This window comes from Chitinilyticum piscinae, assembly GCF_015223195.1.
GTDB classification, from domain to species: Bacteria; Pseudomonadota; Gammaproteobacteria; order Burkholderiales; family Chitinibacteraceae; genus Chitinilyticum; species Chitinilyticum piscinae.
The window spans coordinates 402,808-416,812 of sequence record NZ_JADFUA010000002.1 but is presented as its reverse complement, the minus strand read 5'-3'; the positions used below and the strand labels follow the sequence as shown (position 1 = coordinate 416,812).

11 protein-coding genes and 2 tRNA genes are annotated in these 14,005 nt (G+C 59.9%); 5 read left to right on the top strand and 8 right to left on the bottom strand.

The genetic code is table 11. The features are described from left to right. Nucleotides 1-117: 117 nt before the first annotated feature. The gene (locus tag INR99_RS05790; protein WP_194115371.1) at nt 118-1,638 is read right to left on the bottom strand and encodes a fumarate hydratase; all 1,521 of its coding nucleotides are present in this window, start codon (nt 1,636-1,638) and stop codon (nt 118-120) included. 250 nt (nt 1,639-1,888) lie between these two features. Between INR99_RS05790 and INR99_RS05785 the strand changes: the two genes are divergently transcribed. Then, nucleotides 1,889-2,197: a DUF2917 domain-containing protein gene (locus INR99_RS05785; RefSeq protein ID WP_194115370.1), complete on the top strand. Its 309-nt coding sequence runs from the start codon at nt 1,889-1,891 to the stop codon at nt 2,195-2,197. A 55-nt stretch (nt 2,198-2,252) separates the two neighbouring features. Here INR99_RS05785 and uvrC read toward each other — a convergent pair whose 3' ends face one another. From uvrC to INR99_RS05760, 5 genes are all read right to left on the bottom strand, one after another. Then, entirely contained in the window at nt 2,253-4,118 is a 1,866-nt protein-coding gene (gene uvrC, locus INR99_RS05780; RefSeq protein ID WP_194115369.1) for an excinuclease ABC subunit UvrC, read from the bottom strand. Nucleotides 4,119-4,167: 49 nt separating this feature from the next. Continuing rightward, a complete protein-coding gene (locus INR99_RS05775) occupies nt 4,168-4,452 on the bottom strand; it encodes a hypothetical protein (RefSeq protein WP_194115368.1) in 285 nt (94 codons plus the stop codon). Between the two features lie 158 nt (nt 4,453-4,610). Next, nucleotides 4,611-5,294, bottom strand: coding sequence for an SDR family oxidoreductase (locus tag INR99_RS05770; protein ID WP_194115367.1), 684 nt, complete (start codon nt 5,292-5,294; stop codon nt 4,611-4,613). A gap of 12 nt (nt 5,295-5,306) precedes the next feature. Then, nucleotides 5,307-7,241 carry a DEAD/DEAH box helicase gene (locus INR99_RS05765; protein ID WP_228098097.1) on the bottom strand — a complete coding sequence of 645 codons (1,935 nt, stop codon included), beginning with the start codon at nt 7,239-7,241 and terminating at the stop codon, nt 5,307-5,309. Between the two features lie 220 nt (nt 7,242-7,461). After that, nucleotides 7,462-8,526 (bottom strand): oxidoreductase, encoded by a 1,065-nt coding sequence (locus tag INR99_RS05760; RefSeq protein ID WP_228098096.1) that lies wholly within the window; start codon nt 8,524-8,526, stop codon nt 7,462-7,464. Nucleotides 8,527-8,685: 159 nt separating this feature from the next. Here INR99_RS05760 and INR99_RS05755 point away from each other — a divergent pair, with 159 nt between their 5' ends. From INR99_RS05755 to pyk, 4 genes are all read left to right on the top strand, one after another. Beyond that, nucleotides 8,686-9,273: a LexA family protein gene (locus INR99_RS05755; protein ID WP_194115365.1), complete on the top strand. Its 588-nt coding sequence runs from the start codon at nt 8,686-8,688 to the stop codon at nt 9,271-9,273. Nucleotides 9,274-9,355: 82 nt separating this feature from the next. Beyond that, a tRNA-Arg gene (locus INR99_RS05750) sits at nt 9,356-9,432 on the top strand. A gap of 13 nt (nt 9,433-9,445) precedes the next feature. Continuing rightward, nucleotides 9,446-9,521: transfer RNA gene (locus tag INR99_RS05745), tRNA-Glu, on the top strand. A gap of 196 nt (nt 9,522-9,717) precedes the next feature. Continuing rightward, nucleotides 9,718-11,136 carry a pyruvate kinase gene (gene pyk / locus INR99_RS05740; RefSeq protein ID WP_194115364.1) on the top strand — a complete coding sequence of 473 codons (1,419 nt, stop codon included), beginning with the start codon at nt 9,718-9,720 and terminating at the stop codon, nt 11,134-11,136. Between the two features lie 161 nt (nt 11,137-11,297). Here pyk and pnp read toward each other — a convergent pair whose 3' ends face one another. Together pnp and rpsO are read right to left on the bottom strand one after the other, a co-directional pair. After that, the gene (gene pnp / locus INR99_RS05735; protein ID WP_194115363.1) at nt 11,298-13,448 is read right to left on the bottom strand and encodes a polyribonucleotide nucleotidyltransferase; all 2,151 of its coding nucleotides are present in this window, start codon (nt 13,446-13,448) and stop codon (nt 11,298-11,300) included. 262 nt (nt 13,449-13,710) lie between these two features. After that, nucleotides 13,711-13,980 (bottom strand): 30S ribosomal protein S15, encoded by a 270-nt coding sequence (gene rpsO / locus INR99_RS05730; RefSeq protein ID WP_194115362.1) that lies wholly within the window; start codon nt 13,978-13,980, stop codon nt 13,711-13,713. Nucleotides 13,981-14,005 lie beyond the last annotated feature (25 nt).

Sequence of the window (14,005 nt, the reverse complement as noted above, 5' to 3'; positions counted from 1 at the left end):
GTCATAGACTGTGTTTTCATACTACTTTTTCAGAAAGTCAGCTAAGCAAAAACAGACACTGACAAAAGCAAAAACCCCGACATTGGCCGGGGCTTCGTGGTTTTACATCACAAGCAATTACACCGTTGTCACCGGAATCTTGCCGATCTTCGCCTGCCATTCCTTCGGGGCAATCGCGTGCACCGAAGTACCCTTGCTGTCCACAGCCACCGTCACCGGCATGTCGACCACGTCAAACTCGTAAATGGCTTCCATGCCCAGATCGTCAAAACCGACAACCTTGCTGGCCTTGATCGCCTTGGAGACGAGGTAAGCCGCGCCGCCCACTGCCATCAGGTAGACGGACTGGTGCTTCTTGATAGACTCACAGGCTGCTGCACCACGCTCGGCCTTGCCGATCATGCCCAAGAGGCCGGTCTGTTCCAGCACCTGGTCGGTGAACTTGTCCATGCGCGTAGCGGTGGTCGGGCCTGCCGGGCCGACGACTTCGTCGCGCACGGGATCAACCGGGCCGACGTAGTAGATAAAGCGGTTGGTGAAGTCCACCGGCAGCTTTTCGCCCTTGTTCAGCATGTCGACGATGCGCTTGTGCGCGGCATCGCGGCCGGTAAGCATCTTGCCGTTCAAGAGCAGCGTCTGGCCGGGCTTCCAGCTGGCAACGTCCTCGCGGGTAACGGTGTTGAGGTCGACGCGGGTGGCCTGCTCGCTGGCCGTCCAGGTTACATCCGGCCAGTCTTCCAGCTTCGGCGCTTCGAGTTGCGCCGGGCCGGAACCGTCCAGAATAAAGTGCACGTGGCGGGTAGCAGCACAGTTCGGGATCATCGCGACCGGCAGGCTGGCGGCGTGCGTGGGGAAATCCTTGATCTTCACGTCGAGCACGGTAGCAAGGCCGCCCAGGCCCTGTGCGCCAATGCCCAGTGCGTTGACCTTTTCATACAGCTCGATGCGCAGCTCTTCGACGCGATTTTGCGGGCCACGGGCGATCAGCTCGTGGATGTCGATTTCTTCCATCAGCGCTTCCTTGGCCATCACCATGGCCTTTTCGGCGGTGCCGCCTATGCCGATGCCCAGCATGCCCGGCGGGCACCAGCCGGCGCCCATCAGCGGTACGGTCTTCAGCACCCAGTCGACGATGGAATCCGACGGATTGAGCATCACGAACTTGGATTTGTTCTCCGAACCGCCCCCCTTGGCGGCGATGTCGATTTCCACGGTGTCGCCAGCGACGATTTCGTAGTTGATCACCGCCGGGGTGTTGTCTTTCGTATTCTTGCGCAGGCCGGCTGGGTCGAGCAGCACGGATGCACGCAGCTTGTTGTCCGGGTGCAGATAGGCGCGGCGCACGCCTTCGTTGATCATGTCTGTGACGCTCATGGTCGCGTCGGCCCACTGTACATTCATGCCGACGCGCACAAAACAGGTAACGATACCGGTGTCCTGACAGATCGGGCGATGGCCCTCGGCGCACATGCGGCTGTTGGTCAGGATTTGCGCAATTGCATCCTTGGCGGCCGGGCTTTCCTCAGCCTCATACGCCTTGCCCAGCGCCTGGATATAGTCTTTCGGGTGGTAATAGCTGATGTACTGCAAGGCATCGGCGATGCTGCTGATCAGGTCTTCCTGCTTGATGCTGGCCATGTGGACTCCTCGGTATTGTTGTTGCTGCGTTCGCGGATGCAGCTTGTGCGCGATTCTAGCATCGCGTCACCCGTGCCGCAGCAGCAGCGGCCGTACGCCGACCATAACAGTTCCATATAAATCACCATAACAGCACAACGCACTGTTATGGTGATTTGGCGAAAACTGTTATGGTCTGTGACTAATTGACTGGACATGAAAGGCCTATGATGCAGCCATCAGAAAAGCCCACGCTCACAAGGAGCACATCATGTCCGGTTCCCATCTGCTTCAGGATCACCTGCTTACCCTGGAAAACGTTCAGGGCTGCCGCATCGAGTGCCATGAAGGTCAGCTGTGGCTGACCGCCGGCAGTGGTGACATCATCCTGCAAAAAAACGAAAGCTGGCTGATCGAGGGCGAGAGCCCGGTCGTCATCCAGTCGATGGCCAACAGCCAGTACACGCTGCACACCCGCTATGCCGAGCAGCTGGCACTGCTGCGCCACTTTGCCAGCATCATGCGCGAAATGCTGCAGCAGGTTCGTCTGCCTTTTGGTCTGCGCCGTCCAGCACATTGATTACGCTGATTGCCCATCCGCCCAGCCGTGGCATTTCACCCGGCTGGCGCACCGATCAGCCATGCAGCGCCGCGTAGATCGCCTCGGCGAGCGCGGCGTTGATGCCGTCAACCTGCATCAGGTCGGCCACACTGGCCGCACGCACCCCCTGCAGACCGCCAAAACGGGTCAGCAGTTTCTGCCGGCGCTTCGGCCCCACTCCCGGAATATCCTCCAGTGTTGACGCCAGCCGCGCCTTCGCACGTCGTGCGCGATGCCCGGTAATGGCAAAGCGGTGTGCCTCATCACGCACCTGCTGGATCAGATGCAGGGCCGGATGACTGGCTGGCAGCCGCACCGTGGCATGACTCCCCTCCAGAATCAGCTGCTCCAGCCCGGCCTTGCGCGTTTCGCCCTTGGCCACCCCGACCAGCACCGGCCCGGCCAGGCCGATTTCAGCCATGACCGCTTCAGCCTGCGCCAGCTGCCCCTTACCGCCGTCGATCAGAATCAGGTCGGGCACCAGGCCTTCGCCAGCCGCAATCTTGCTGTAGCGGCGTAGCAGCACCTGGCGCATGGCCGCGTAATCATCACCCGGCGAGATCGCATCGTCGCGGGGAGCCTCGCCGCCCTTCAGCGTGGCAATGTTGTAACGGCGGTACTCTTTGGGCTGGATGTCGAGCCGGTCGTACACCACGCAAGACGCCACAGTCGCCTCACCCATGGTGTGCGAAATGTCGAAGCATTCGATCCGCTGAGCCTCTTCGGGCAGATCGAGCGCTTCGATCAGCGCCTGCAAGCGCCCCTGTTGCGTAGCCGTGGCGCTCTGACGCTGCCGAATCGCCAGCCGGGCATTCTTTTCCGCCATTTCCAGCCAGACACGCCGCTCGCCATTCGGATTGCTATTAAGGTATACCTTTCTAGCAGCCTGTTCACTTAGCGTAGCAGCCAATACCCCCGAATCAGCCGGTTCAGGTTGACAGAAGAGCACCGGTGGCACCGTGCGCTCCAGATAATGCTGGGCAATGAATGCGGCCAGTGCCTCGGCGGCATCGTAGCCCTCGGCATGCGCGGGAAACAGATTCTTGTCACCCACATGCCGCCCCCCGCGCACCATGGCCAGATTGACACACAGCACGCCGCCGCTGATGACGCAGGCGAGAATATCGGCATCCAGCTCGCTGCCGCGGCTCTCGACGACCTGCTGCTCCTGCGCGCGTGCGAGTGCAGCAATCTGGTCACGCAGCACCGCCGCTTCTTCGAAGCGCCATGCGGTCGCGCATTCCTGCATGCGCGTTTCCAGCTCCTGCAGCAACTCGGTGGTTTTACCCTGGAGAAAGCGCACTGCCCGCGTCACATCGGCACGGTAATCGTCCTCGCTGATCAGGTCGACACAAGGTGCGGTGCAACGCTTGATCTGATGCAGCAGGCAGGGGCGCGAGCGATTGGCGTACACGGTATCTTCACAGGTACGCAAGCGGAACACCTTTTGCAGCAGCTGGATGGATTCCTTGACCACATAGCCGTTCGGATACGGGCCGAAATACTGGTGACGACGATCCAGCGCACCGCGGTAATAGGCCAGCCGCGGGAAGGCATGACCGCTGAGCATGAGATAGGGGTAACTCTTGTCGTCGCGGAACAGAATGTTGTAGCGGGGGCTGAGCGCCTTGATCAGATTGTTTTCCAGCAGCAGCGCTTCGGCTTCGCTGCGGACTACCGTGGTTTCCAGTCGCACGACCTGCCCCAGCATCAGGCGGATTCGCGGACTCTGGTCTGACTTCTGGAAGTAGCTGCCCACCCGTTTTCTCAGGCTGATGGCCTTGCCAACGTAGAGCACCGTGCCATCCTCGGCCAGGTAGCGATACACACCGGGCAGATCGGGCAAGACCCGCACCTGCTCAAGCAGTTCGTCAGGGAAGGCAATCGGATGATCGGCCATGCCGCATGCTCGCAACAAAAGCCGGATTATAGCGCGCCAGACCGCAGGATCAGATGGCGAAAAGGCTACAGGCGAACAGAGTAATGAAGAGCATGCTCAACCCGAGCAGCCAGGGAAGGCTGGCCAGAAATTCTTCACGCGGCATGGCGTAAGGCGAGCGCAACACCTGCCGGCGACCTTTGCGGCGATGACTGGGCAGGTCGCCTGGCATGGTTGCCACACAGGTGAAAATTTCCTCCGCAGCCGGCCTGCGCCGCCTGATCAGCATCAGCAGTGCCAGCAGCAGGACAATCAGCAGCAGCGCCAGAATCAGGGTGAGCTTGGTCAGATCCATGATGGTTCAGGGGGTGTCTTTCACCAGAAAATAACAAAGCAGAAAGCAAGCGGCAAGATAAAAATGAAAATCCAATGCACAACCAACGAAACTGGCTGACCATCACCAGAAACACACAACAAAAAACCCGCTGACGCGGGCTTTTTGCGAGCAGCGCTTTACCAGGGCAGCTCGGTGCCGTCATAGCGGAAAAACCGTCCGCTATCACCGTGATGCAAGCGGGCAATCACCGCTCGCATGCCCGACACGCTAGTGCTGGCATCAATCAGTGCCGCCGGACCACCCATATCGGTCTGCACCCAGCCCGGGTGCAGCAGCACCACGGGATGCCGCTCCGCCAGATCCACGGCCATGCTCTTGCCCACGGCATTGAGCGCCGCCTTCGAGGCACGATAGGCATAGTCGCCTCCCGAGCCATTATCCGCCATGCTGCCCATCAGGCTGGTGACGTGGGCAATCGCCGCACCGGGATGGAGGTGAGTCAGCACCGCCTGTGTCACCCGCAGCGGTGCCAGTGCATTCACGGCCATCACATGCAGAAACTCGGCCGGATCCAGATCACTCAATTGCTGATGTATGCCGCCATAGATACCGGCGTTGTTGATTAGCAGATCAATACCACCACACGTATCTAGCAGCGCGGGCAGCCGATCGATCTGTGCGGGCTCACTGACATCCAGCACCAGCTGTTGCAGCAGTTCAGGGTAGCGGTGCTGGCATTCGTCCAGCCCCTGCGATGGGGCACGGCGGGCCGCAATCACACGCCAGCCGTCAGCCAGATACTGGCGTACAAATTCCAGCCCGAGGCCGCGACCGGCACCGGTAATCAATACGGTCTGCATGGCCATCCAATCTTAATAGTTGCCAAAACCACCTCCACCGCGATTGCCGCCACCGCCGCGATTTCCGCCACCGCCGCGATTTCCGCCACCGCCGCGATTTCCGCCACCACCACCGCCGCGATTGCCTCCACCGCGGTTATTACGCCCACCGGCATCACCGAAGTAGGCCCAGAGAGGGGTATTTTCATTGCTCAATGGTTGCGCATCCGGATCTCGCGGACGGCGCTGTTCCTGCTGCTGGCGGGGTTTGCCGGATTGCCCCTGGCCTCCCTGCCCGCCCTGGCGTTGTTTCTGCCCCTGTGAACCTGGCTGAGCTTGCTGGTTCTGACCTTGCTGATTCGGCTTGCGCGGCTTTTGCCCGTTGCGATTGTCGCCAGACTGTCTGGCATTCTGGCCCTGCGCTTGTGCGCCCTCGCCTTCCGCGCGAGCCCCTTGCTGATCACGATTACCGGAGCGACGACGGCGACGACGGCGATTGTTGCCGCCGCCAGCGCCTGCATCAGCACTGTCGCCAGCCGCAGCAGCACCTTGCTGAGCGCCAGCTTCCGGCAGCTCAGCCGGGGCATCCTGGGGAGGCTGCGCAACGAATTCTTCGGCAACACCCGAGCCGCCCATGAGGGCCGCCACTGGTGCAGCCTTTTTCACACGCGGCTTGCGGACCGGTTTTCCGGCAACGGGCACCTGAGCAACTTCCTCGGCCGAAGCGGCCTGTTCTGCGACCGGCTTTGCCACGGCCGGCTTGCGAGCACGAGGAGACTTGGCTGGGGCAGGTTCGCGCGGCTCACGCAGACGCAGCGGTTGCGGCTTGACGCTCAGATCGGCCTCAAAGCCTTCCACCGTCAGGCGCGGCAATTCACGCTTGAGCAGTTTTTCGATATCAGCCAGCAACTTGAATTCATCAACACAAACCAGCGACAGAGCCTCGCCTTCGGCACCGGCACGTCCGGTACGCCCGATTCGGTGTACGTAGTCTTCCGGCACATTGGGCAGCTCGAAGTTGATGACGTGGGGCAATTCATTGATATCGATACCACGCGCAGCGATATCGGTGGCCACCAACACCTGCAGCTCCCCCGACTTGAAGTCGCCCAGCGCCTTGGTTCGCGCGTTCTGACTCTTGTTGCCGTGAATCGCCATCGCGGTCACGCCGGCCTTGTTCAGGTACTCGGCCAGCCGGTTGGCACCATGCTTGGTACGGGTAAACACCAGCACCTGATGCCAGTTGTTGTCGACAATCAGCTTGGTCAACAGCTCGCGCTTCTTGTCGCGATCAACCAGATGCACGCGCTGCTCCACCGTCTCCGCCGCTGCATTGCGACGGGCGACTTCGATCAGCACCGGCTGGTTGAGCAGCCGATCAGCCAGCTCCTTGATTTCGTCCGAATAGGTAGCTGAAAACAGCAGGTTCTGGCGCGCGGACGGCAACAAGGCCAGTACTTTGCGGATATCATGGATGAACCCCATGTCGAGCATGCGATCCGCCTCATCGAGCACCAGCACTTCGATACCCGAGAGATCGAGCGTGCCTTGCTGGGCATGATCGAGCAAGCGACCGGGCGTGGCGACCAGAATGTCGACGCGCTTTTGCAGCTTCTTGATCTGCGGATTGATCGATACACCACCGAACATCACCATCGACGGCAGATCGAGGTGCGCAGAGTAGGCCTTGACCGACTCTTCGACCTGTGCGGCCAGTTCACGCGTGGGGGCGAGAATCAGCGCGCGGATCTTGCCGGTCGCTTTGGGTTCGCGGGTGCTGAGGAGCTGCAGCAGCGGCAGCGTGAAACCGGCAGTTTTACCGGTGCCGGTCTGGGCACCGGCGAGAATGTCACCACCGGCCAGTACGGCGGGGATGACCTGGGTCTGGATCGGGGTGGGCGTGGTATAGCCACGCTCCGTCACGGCGCGGACGATTTCGTCCGACAGGCCGAGGGCGGCAAACGACATGCAAGCTCCGGAATGGCTTTGTGCGCCAGCCGTTAGCCACCGGGAGGTAGCACCAGTCTGCGGCAGCGCGGATCAATCAAATATGTGATCGGGTAAGATATGAAGCGCCAAAGGCGCCCGGCCATCAGAACTGGAAGTGGCCGCTACGCGATTATAGCCATGCATGGCCGCAGTTGAAAATGGAAATAGCAAAGCTGCAGCGTTTTATTCCATCGATAGCTCAACGCCCTTCGGCAGAAAATGCCAGTCGCTCGTTTTCTTCCAGCTGCGGCACGACGGTCCTGCCCAGGCGGCTGCTTTGCAGGGCCGCCTCCAGCACCGCCATCACGACCACCGCCTGCAGGGCAGTCACCGGCGGACACTGGCGTGTGCGGATAGCGGCCACAACGGCCGGGTAAAAGGCCTCATAGTTACCCGCGGGCAACTTCCAGTGCCGGCGGCCCGGAATGGCCGCAGTCATCAACCAGGATTCTCCGGAATCCAGCCCCCACCGTTCGCCTCCCGGAACAACACCAGCCTTGAGCTGATTTTCCTGCTCATCCAGCCCGTACTTTATCCAGGAACCCTGCAAACCATGCACGGCGAAGCGTGGCTCACCGCCACTGACCAGCATGGAAGCATGCAGCTGCACCTCCTTGTCCGGATAATGCAACTGCACATGCGCCCAATCCGGCGAAAGCCCACCCTCGCGCATAACCCGGATTTGCGCGGTGACCCCAGCGGGAACGCCAAACAGCAACAGCGCCTGATCTATCAGGTGCGGCCCGAGGTCGTACCAGAGCCCGGCACCATCACCCGCACCTTCACGCCAGCGTGCCTGTACCTGTGGGCGGTAACGGTTGAACTGACTGCTGAACTGCACCACACGCCCCAATTCGCCAGCAGCACACAATGCCTGGAGGCCAAGGAAATCGGCATCCCAGCGGCGATTCTGGAACACCGAAAGCAGCAAGCCATGAGCGCGCGCCAGAGCCACCAGATCACGGGCTTCAGCCACCGTCAGCGTAAACGGCTTGTCAACCACCACATGCTTGCCAGCCAGCAGTGCCGCGCGTGCCAGCGGTGCATGCGTCGCGTTGGGCGTAGCAATCACAACCAGCTCGATTGCTGGATTGGCCAGTACGGCGTGCATATCGGCAACCACGGCGACACCAGGATACGCCGCATGGACTGCCTCCGGCCGCGAACTCTGGATCATGCACAGTTCGACATCGCTGGCGGCCTCCAGCAAAGGGGCGTGGAACGTTTTGCCGGCATAACCAAACCCCAGCAGAGCGCAATTCATCCGTTGCATACTTGGCCCTTGTAATGATCATCGTGCAGATGCCCAGCATGCCCAGCCGGGCGAGCATTGACAACAGAACGACCGTTCACTAACCTTATGGAACGAATGTTCGTCTGACCTGCAATCATACCGGCAGGCATCACTATCAAGGTACCAGCCATGGGCAATCCGAACCGCGATCACGAATATCTAGCCAAGTTGCAGGATTACTTTGCCAGCTACCGCAGCCTGCCGTCCTATGCCGTTATCGGTGAATTACTGGGCATGGCATCGAAATCCGCCGTCTCCGCACTGATCAAGCGCCTCAGTCTGGCAGGTTTTGTTGAAATGACTCCGGACAAGCGCCTCGCCCCGACCAAGCGCTTTTTCGAGCGCGAAATCGCCGATTTCAATGTGCCAGCCGGCCTCCCTGCCGCAGCGAATGATGCGATGAGCGATTCGCTGTCGGTTGACGATTACCTCATTCCCCGGCCATCGAGCACCATGCTGGTTCGCATCAAGGGTGAGTCGATGATTGATGCCGGGATTTTTGATGGCGACATTGCCGTGATCGAAAAACGCCATGCGGCCAGCATCGGGGACTTCGTCCTAGCGGTGGTGGATAATGAATACACGCTCAAGGAGCTCGGGCGCGACAAACAGGGCTATCTGCTGCTGCCGCATAACCGTGACTTCCAGCCCATCCGTCCGACCGAAAGTCTGGAAATCTACGGCATCATGACTGGCCTGATCAGGAAATATCGCTAACCCCCTTGCCAGTTACGGCGAAACACCGTATAGTTCGGCCTCTCTGCTGAACGGCATACCGCAAAGCAGAAACAAAGGCAGCGCACCCGTAGCTCAGTTGGATAGAGTATTTGGCTACGAACCAAAGGGTCGGGCGTTCGAATCGCTCCGGGTGCGCCACCACACCGCCTCAGTCCCCATCGTCTAGAGGCCTAGGACACCGCCCTTTCACGGCGATAACCGGGGTTCGAATCCCCGTGGGGACGCCAGCCAGCTTGAGCTGGCTATTTTTTTGCCCATTTTTCGCCCCTCCCCACCCGCACGCCCCCCCCCAGCCTGACCAGCATCAACTTTCCCCGCGATTTCAGCCCGAAACAGCACAACTGACCATTTGCCGTAACCCAAGTACGCATATAATGCGCCTTACGTTTTGCAACACTGGATAAACTTATGTCATCTGCAGCAATGCCCCGTGGCACAAAAATCGTCGCAACTCTTGGCCCCGCCTCGACCGATCCGGCCGTCCTGGAAAAACTGATCGAAGCCGGCGTCAACACCGTCCGCCTCAATTTCTCGCACGGCAGCGCACAGGATCACACCGATCGCGCCAATACCGTACGCGCCATTGCGGAGAAGCTCGGACGCCCCGTGGCGATTCTGGCCGACCTGCAGGGACCGAAAATCCGTATCGGCAAGTTCAAAACCAACAAGATCGAACTGAAAAAGGGTGATACCTTCATTCTGGATGCCGCCTGCGAACTGGGCAGCCAGGAACGCGTCGGCCTGGACTACAAGGAACTGCCGAACGACGTCGAGCCGGGCGCCGTTCTGCTGCTGGGTGACGGCGAAATCCAGCTGGAAGTCAACGCGGTCAAGGGCTCCGAAGTTTATACCACCGTCCTGTTCGGTGGCGTCCTGTCCAACAACAAGGGCATCAACCGTCGTGGCGGTGGCCTGACCGCCCCGGCACTGACCGCCAAGGACATGGAAGACATCAAAACCGCCGCCGCACTGAAAGCGGATTACATCGCGGTCTCCTTCCCGAAGTCCGCTGCCGACATGTACATGGCTCGCACCCTGTTGCGTGCCGCTGGCGGCAATGCCGGGCTGATCGCCAAGATCGAGCGCACCGAAGCCGTGGCCAATCTGGAAGAAATTCTCGACGCCTCCGACGGCATCATGGTCGCCCGCGGCGACCTGGCCGTGGAGGTGGGTGATGCTGCCGTTCCAGCCCTGCAGAAGATGATGATCCGCCGCGCCCGTTCCAAGCAGAAGGTCACCATCACCGCGACACAGATGATGGAGTCGATGGTGAACAGCCCGGTACCGACCCGCGCCGAAGTATCCGACTGCGCAAACGCGGTACTGGATGGCACGGATGCCGTGATGCTGTCCGCCGAGTCGGCCGCCGGCAAATACCCGGTCGAAGCCGTCGAAGCACTGGTTCGCACCTGCCTGGAAGCCGAGCGCTCGGGCGAGAGTCGTGTCAGCAACGAATTCGCCCAGGCTGACGGCTTCAAGCGCATTGACCAGACCGTTGCCATGTCGCTGGTGTACGCATCGACCCACATGGAACTGAAAGCCATTGCGGCGCTGACCAACTCGGGCACCTCCGCATTGTGGCTGTCGCGTTACATCGGCAAGGTTCCTGTATACGCCTTCACCAACTCGGTAGAAACCTACCGCAAGATGGCACTCTACCGCCACATCCAGCCAGTCCTGATCCCGACCATCGCAGATCGCGAAGCTGAAATCCTGCACGTACAGGCCGACCTGCTGCGCGCCGGCAAGATCGCCGCCGGCGATCGTGTAGCGTTCACTTATGGCGTACCGCGCGGCCAGGGCGCCAATACCCTGCGTATCTTCGACATCACGCAGCGTTAATCCAGAGCAGCACACAACGAGAAGCGGGCCTCACGGGCCCGCTTCTCGTTATACCAGCAGGTATATGCGTATAGCTCTGTAATCATCAGCGCCACATTCAGATACCCCTGGCAGAAAAAACGCCCTCCATTTGGAGGGCGTTTTCGTGCATCGACCGCTGATCAGGCCGACTCACCTTCTGCAGTCGGGGCTTCTGCCGCCGGAGCCGCCGACACTTCTTCATTCAGCAGCGCCTTGATCGACAGACGGATACGACCCTTTTCATCCTGCTCGAGCACCTTCACACGCACGACTTGACCTTCCTTGAGATGGTCGGATACGTTCTTGATGCGTTCATTGGCGATCTGGCTGATATGCACCAGACCATCCTTGCCCGGCATGATGGACACGATGGCGCCGACGTTATTGTCGAGAATCTTCACCACCGGACCTTCATACACACGACCGATTTCCACTTCGGCAGTAATCTGCTCGATGCGGCGTTTGGCTTCGTCAGCACCTTCGGAAGACACGGAAGCGATGGTAATGGTGCCATCTTCCTGGATGTCGATCTGGGTACCGGTTTCTTCGGTCAGCGCGCGAATGACCGCACCGCCCTTGCCGATCACATCGCGAATCTTGTCCGGATTGATCTTCATGGTGTACAGACGCGGAGCGTGGGCGCTCACCTCTTCCCGGGCACCCTCCAGGGCCCCCTGCATGATGCCAAGGATGTGCAGACGACCTTCCTTGGCCTGATCCAGCGCCACCTTCATGATTTCCTTGGTGATGCCGTTGATCTTGATGTCCATCTGCAGCGCAGTAACACCCGCATCGGTACCGGCAACCTTGAAGTCCATGTCACCCAGATGATCTTCATCACCCAGGATGTCGGTCAGCACGGCGAAGCGGTTGGACTCCTTGATCAGGCCCATGGCAATACCGGCCACGTGCTTCTTCAGCGGAACACCCGCATCCATCAGCGCCAGCGAACCACCACACACGGAAGCCATCGACGAAGAGCCGTTGGATTCGGTGATTTCGGATACAACACGCATGGAGTAGGCAAACTCATCATTGCTCGGCAGCATGGCCAGCAGCGCACGCTTGGCCAGACGGCCGTGACCGATTTCACGACGCTTCGGCACACCGACACGACCCACTTCACCGGTAGAATACGGCGGGAAGTTGTAGTGCAGCATGAAGCGATCAGTGTATTCGCCATGGATGGCGTCGATCTTCTGCTCATCCATCTTGGTGCCCAGTGTCGCCACCACCAGCGCCTGGGTTTCACCACGGGTAAACAGTACGGAGCCGTGGGTGCGCGGCAGAACACCGGTGCGAATGGAAATCGGACGCACGGTCTTGGTATCACGACCGTCGATGCGCGGCTCGCCATTCAGAATCTGGCCACGCACGATTTCGGCTTCCAGACCCTTGAAAATACCCTTGATCTCGTTGGCTTCCAGCGTACCGGTTTCTTCGGTGATCAGCGCGGCCTTGACCAGAGCCCAGGTCTCGTTGATCTTCTGGCTGCGCAGCTGCTTCTGGCGCAGCTTGAAAGCCTGTTTCAAGCCTTCGCCGGCGATGGCGCGAATCTTGTCAGTCAGTTCGACATTGGCCGGCTTCGGTTCCCAGTCGAACAGCTCCGGGTTCACTTCATCAGCCAGTTCATTAATGGCCTTGATGGCGACCTGCATCTGCTCGTGACCGAACACCACCGCACCCAGCATCACATCTTCCGGCAGCTCGTCGGCTTCGGACTCAACCATCAGCACGGCCTGCTCGGTACCGGCAACCACCAGATCCAGCTTGGAAGACTTCAGCTGCTCCATGGTCGGACACAGGACATACTGGCCATCGACATAACCCACGCGCGCAGCGCCGATCGGGCCGTCAAACGGCACACCGGAAATGGCCAGCGCAGCCGATGCACCCAGCATGGCAGCGATGTCGGAATCGATATTCTGGTCAACGGAAACGGTTGTCGCAACGATCTGGATGTCGTTGTAGAAGCCTTCCGGGAACAACGGACGAATCGGGCGATCGACCAGGCGCGAGGTGAGTACTTCCTTCTCGCTCGGCTTGCCTTCGCGCTTGAAGAAGCCGCCCGGAATCTTGCCGGCGGCGTAGGTACGTTCGAAATAATCGACAGTCAGCGGGAAGAAATCCTGACCCGGCTTGACGTCGCGTGCGGCTACCACAGTAACCAGTACAACGGTGTCATCCATGCTGACCAGTACGGCGCCGCTGGCCTGACGGGCGATTTCGCCGGTTTCAAGCGTAACGGTATGCTGGCCGAACTGGAAGGTTTTGACGATCTTGTTGAACACTGAGTTTTCCTTTTTCACATTTTTCCGGCCGGGTCATGGCAGGAGGCATATGCAACGATCTGCAGGCGATTGTCAGCGAGACCCTGCAGCACTCACCCACATCGGGTAAGGCCGCATCACTGCCGGTTCCGGCACAACCTACCCCCACTCCGACCGCCGGATCCGCTGTTAAACCGGACTGAGGGTTTGGGGCGGCGGCAAAACCGGCACCCCGAAAACAAAAAAGTCGCAGTCCTTCGACTGCGACTTTCCGAGCTTGCGCTTACTTGCGCAGACCCAGCTTGGCGATCAGATCGCGGTAACCTTCGAGGTTGGTGCGCTTGAGGTAGTCAAGCAGACGACGACGACGGGAAACCAGCTTCAGCAGACCACGACGGGAGTGGTGATCTTTCTTGTGCTCCTTGAAGTGCGGAGTCAGATCGTTGATGCGGGCGGTCAGCAGAGCCACTTGAACTTCGGTGGAACCGGTGTCACCAGCAGCGCGCTGGAATTGCTTAACTACTTCAGCCTTTTGGGCAACTGTTACAGTCATTACTTTCTCCAAAATGGGCAGTTTC

What these genes read in the sequence shown, in the direction of transcription:
- INR99_RS05790 (WP_194115371.1), bottom strand. Translation starts at nt 1,638, where the DNA reads ATGGCCAGCATCAAGCAGGAAGACCTGATCAGCAGCATCGCCGATGCC.
- INR99_RS05785 (WP_194115370.1), top strand. Translation starts at nt 1,889, where the DNA reads ATGTCCGGTTCCCATCTGCTTCAGGATCACCTGCTTACCCTGGAAAAC.
- uvrC (WP_194115369.1), bottom strand. Translation starts at nt 4,118, where the DNA reads ATGGCCGATCATCCGATTGCCTTCCCTGACGAACTGCTTGAGCAGGTG.
- INR99_RS05775 (WP_194115368.1), bottom strand. Translation starts at nt 4,452, where the DNA reads ATGGATCTGACCAAGCTCACCCTGATTCTGGCGCTGCTGCTGATTGTC.
- INR99_RS05770 (WP_194115367.1), bottom strand. Translation starts at nt 5,294, where the DNA reads ATGCAGACCGTATTGATTACCGGTGCCGGTCGCGGCCTCGGGCTGGAA.
- INR99_RS05765 (WP_228098097.1), bottom strand. Translation starts at nt 7,241, where the DNA reads ATGTCGTTTGCCGCCCTCGGCCTGTCGGACGAAATCGTCCGCGCCGTG.
- INR99_RS05760 (WP_228098096.1), bottom strand. Translation starts at nt 8,526, where the DNA reads ATGAATTGCGCTCTGCTGGGGTTTGGTTATGCCGGCAAAACGTTCCAC.
- INR99_RS05755 (WP_194115365.1), top strand. Translation starts at nt 8,686, where the DNA reads ATGGGCAATCCGAACCGCGATCACGAATATCTAGCCAAGTTGCAGGAT.
- pyk (WP_194115364.1), top strand. Translation starts at nt 9,718, where the DNA reads ATGCCCCGTGGCACAAAAATCGTCGCAACTCTTGGCCCCGCCTCGACC.
- rpsO (WP_194115362.1), bottom strand. Translation starts at nt 13,980, where the DNA reads ATGACTGTAACAGTTGCCCAAAAGGCTGAAGTAGTTAAGCAATTCCAG.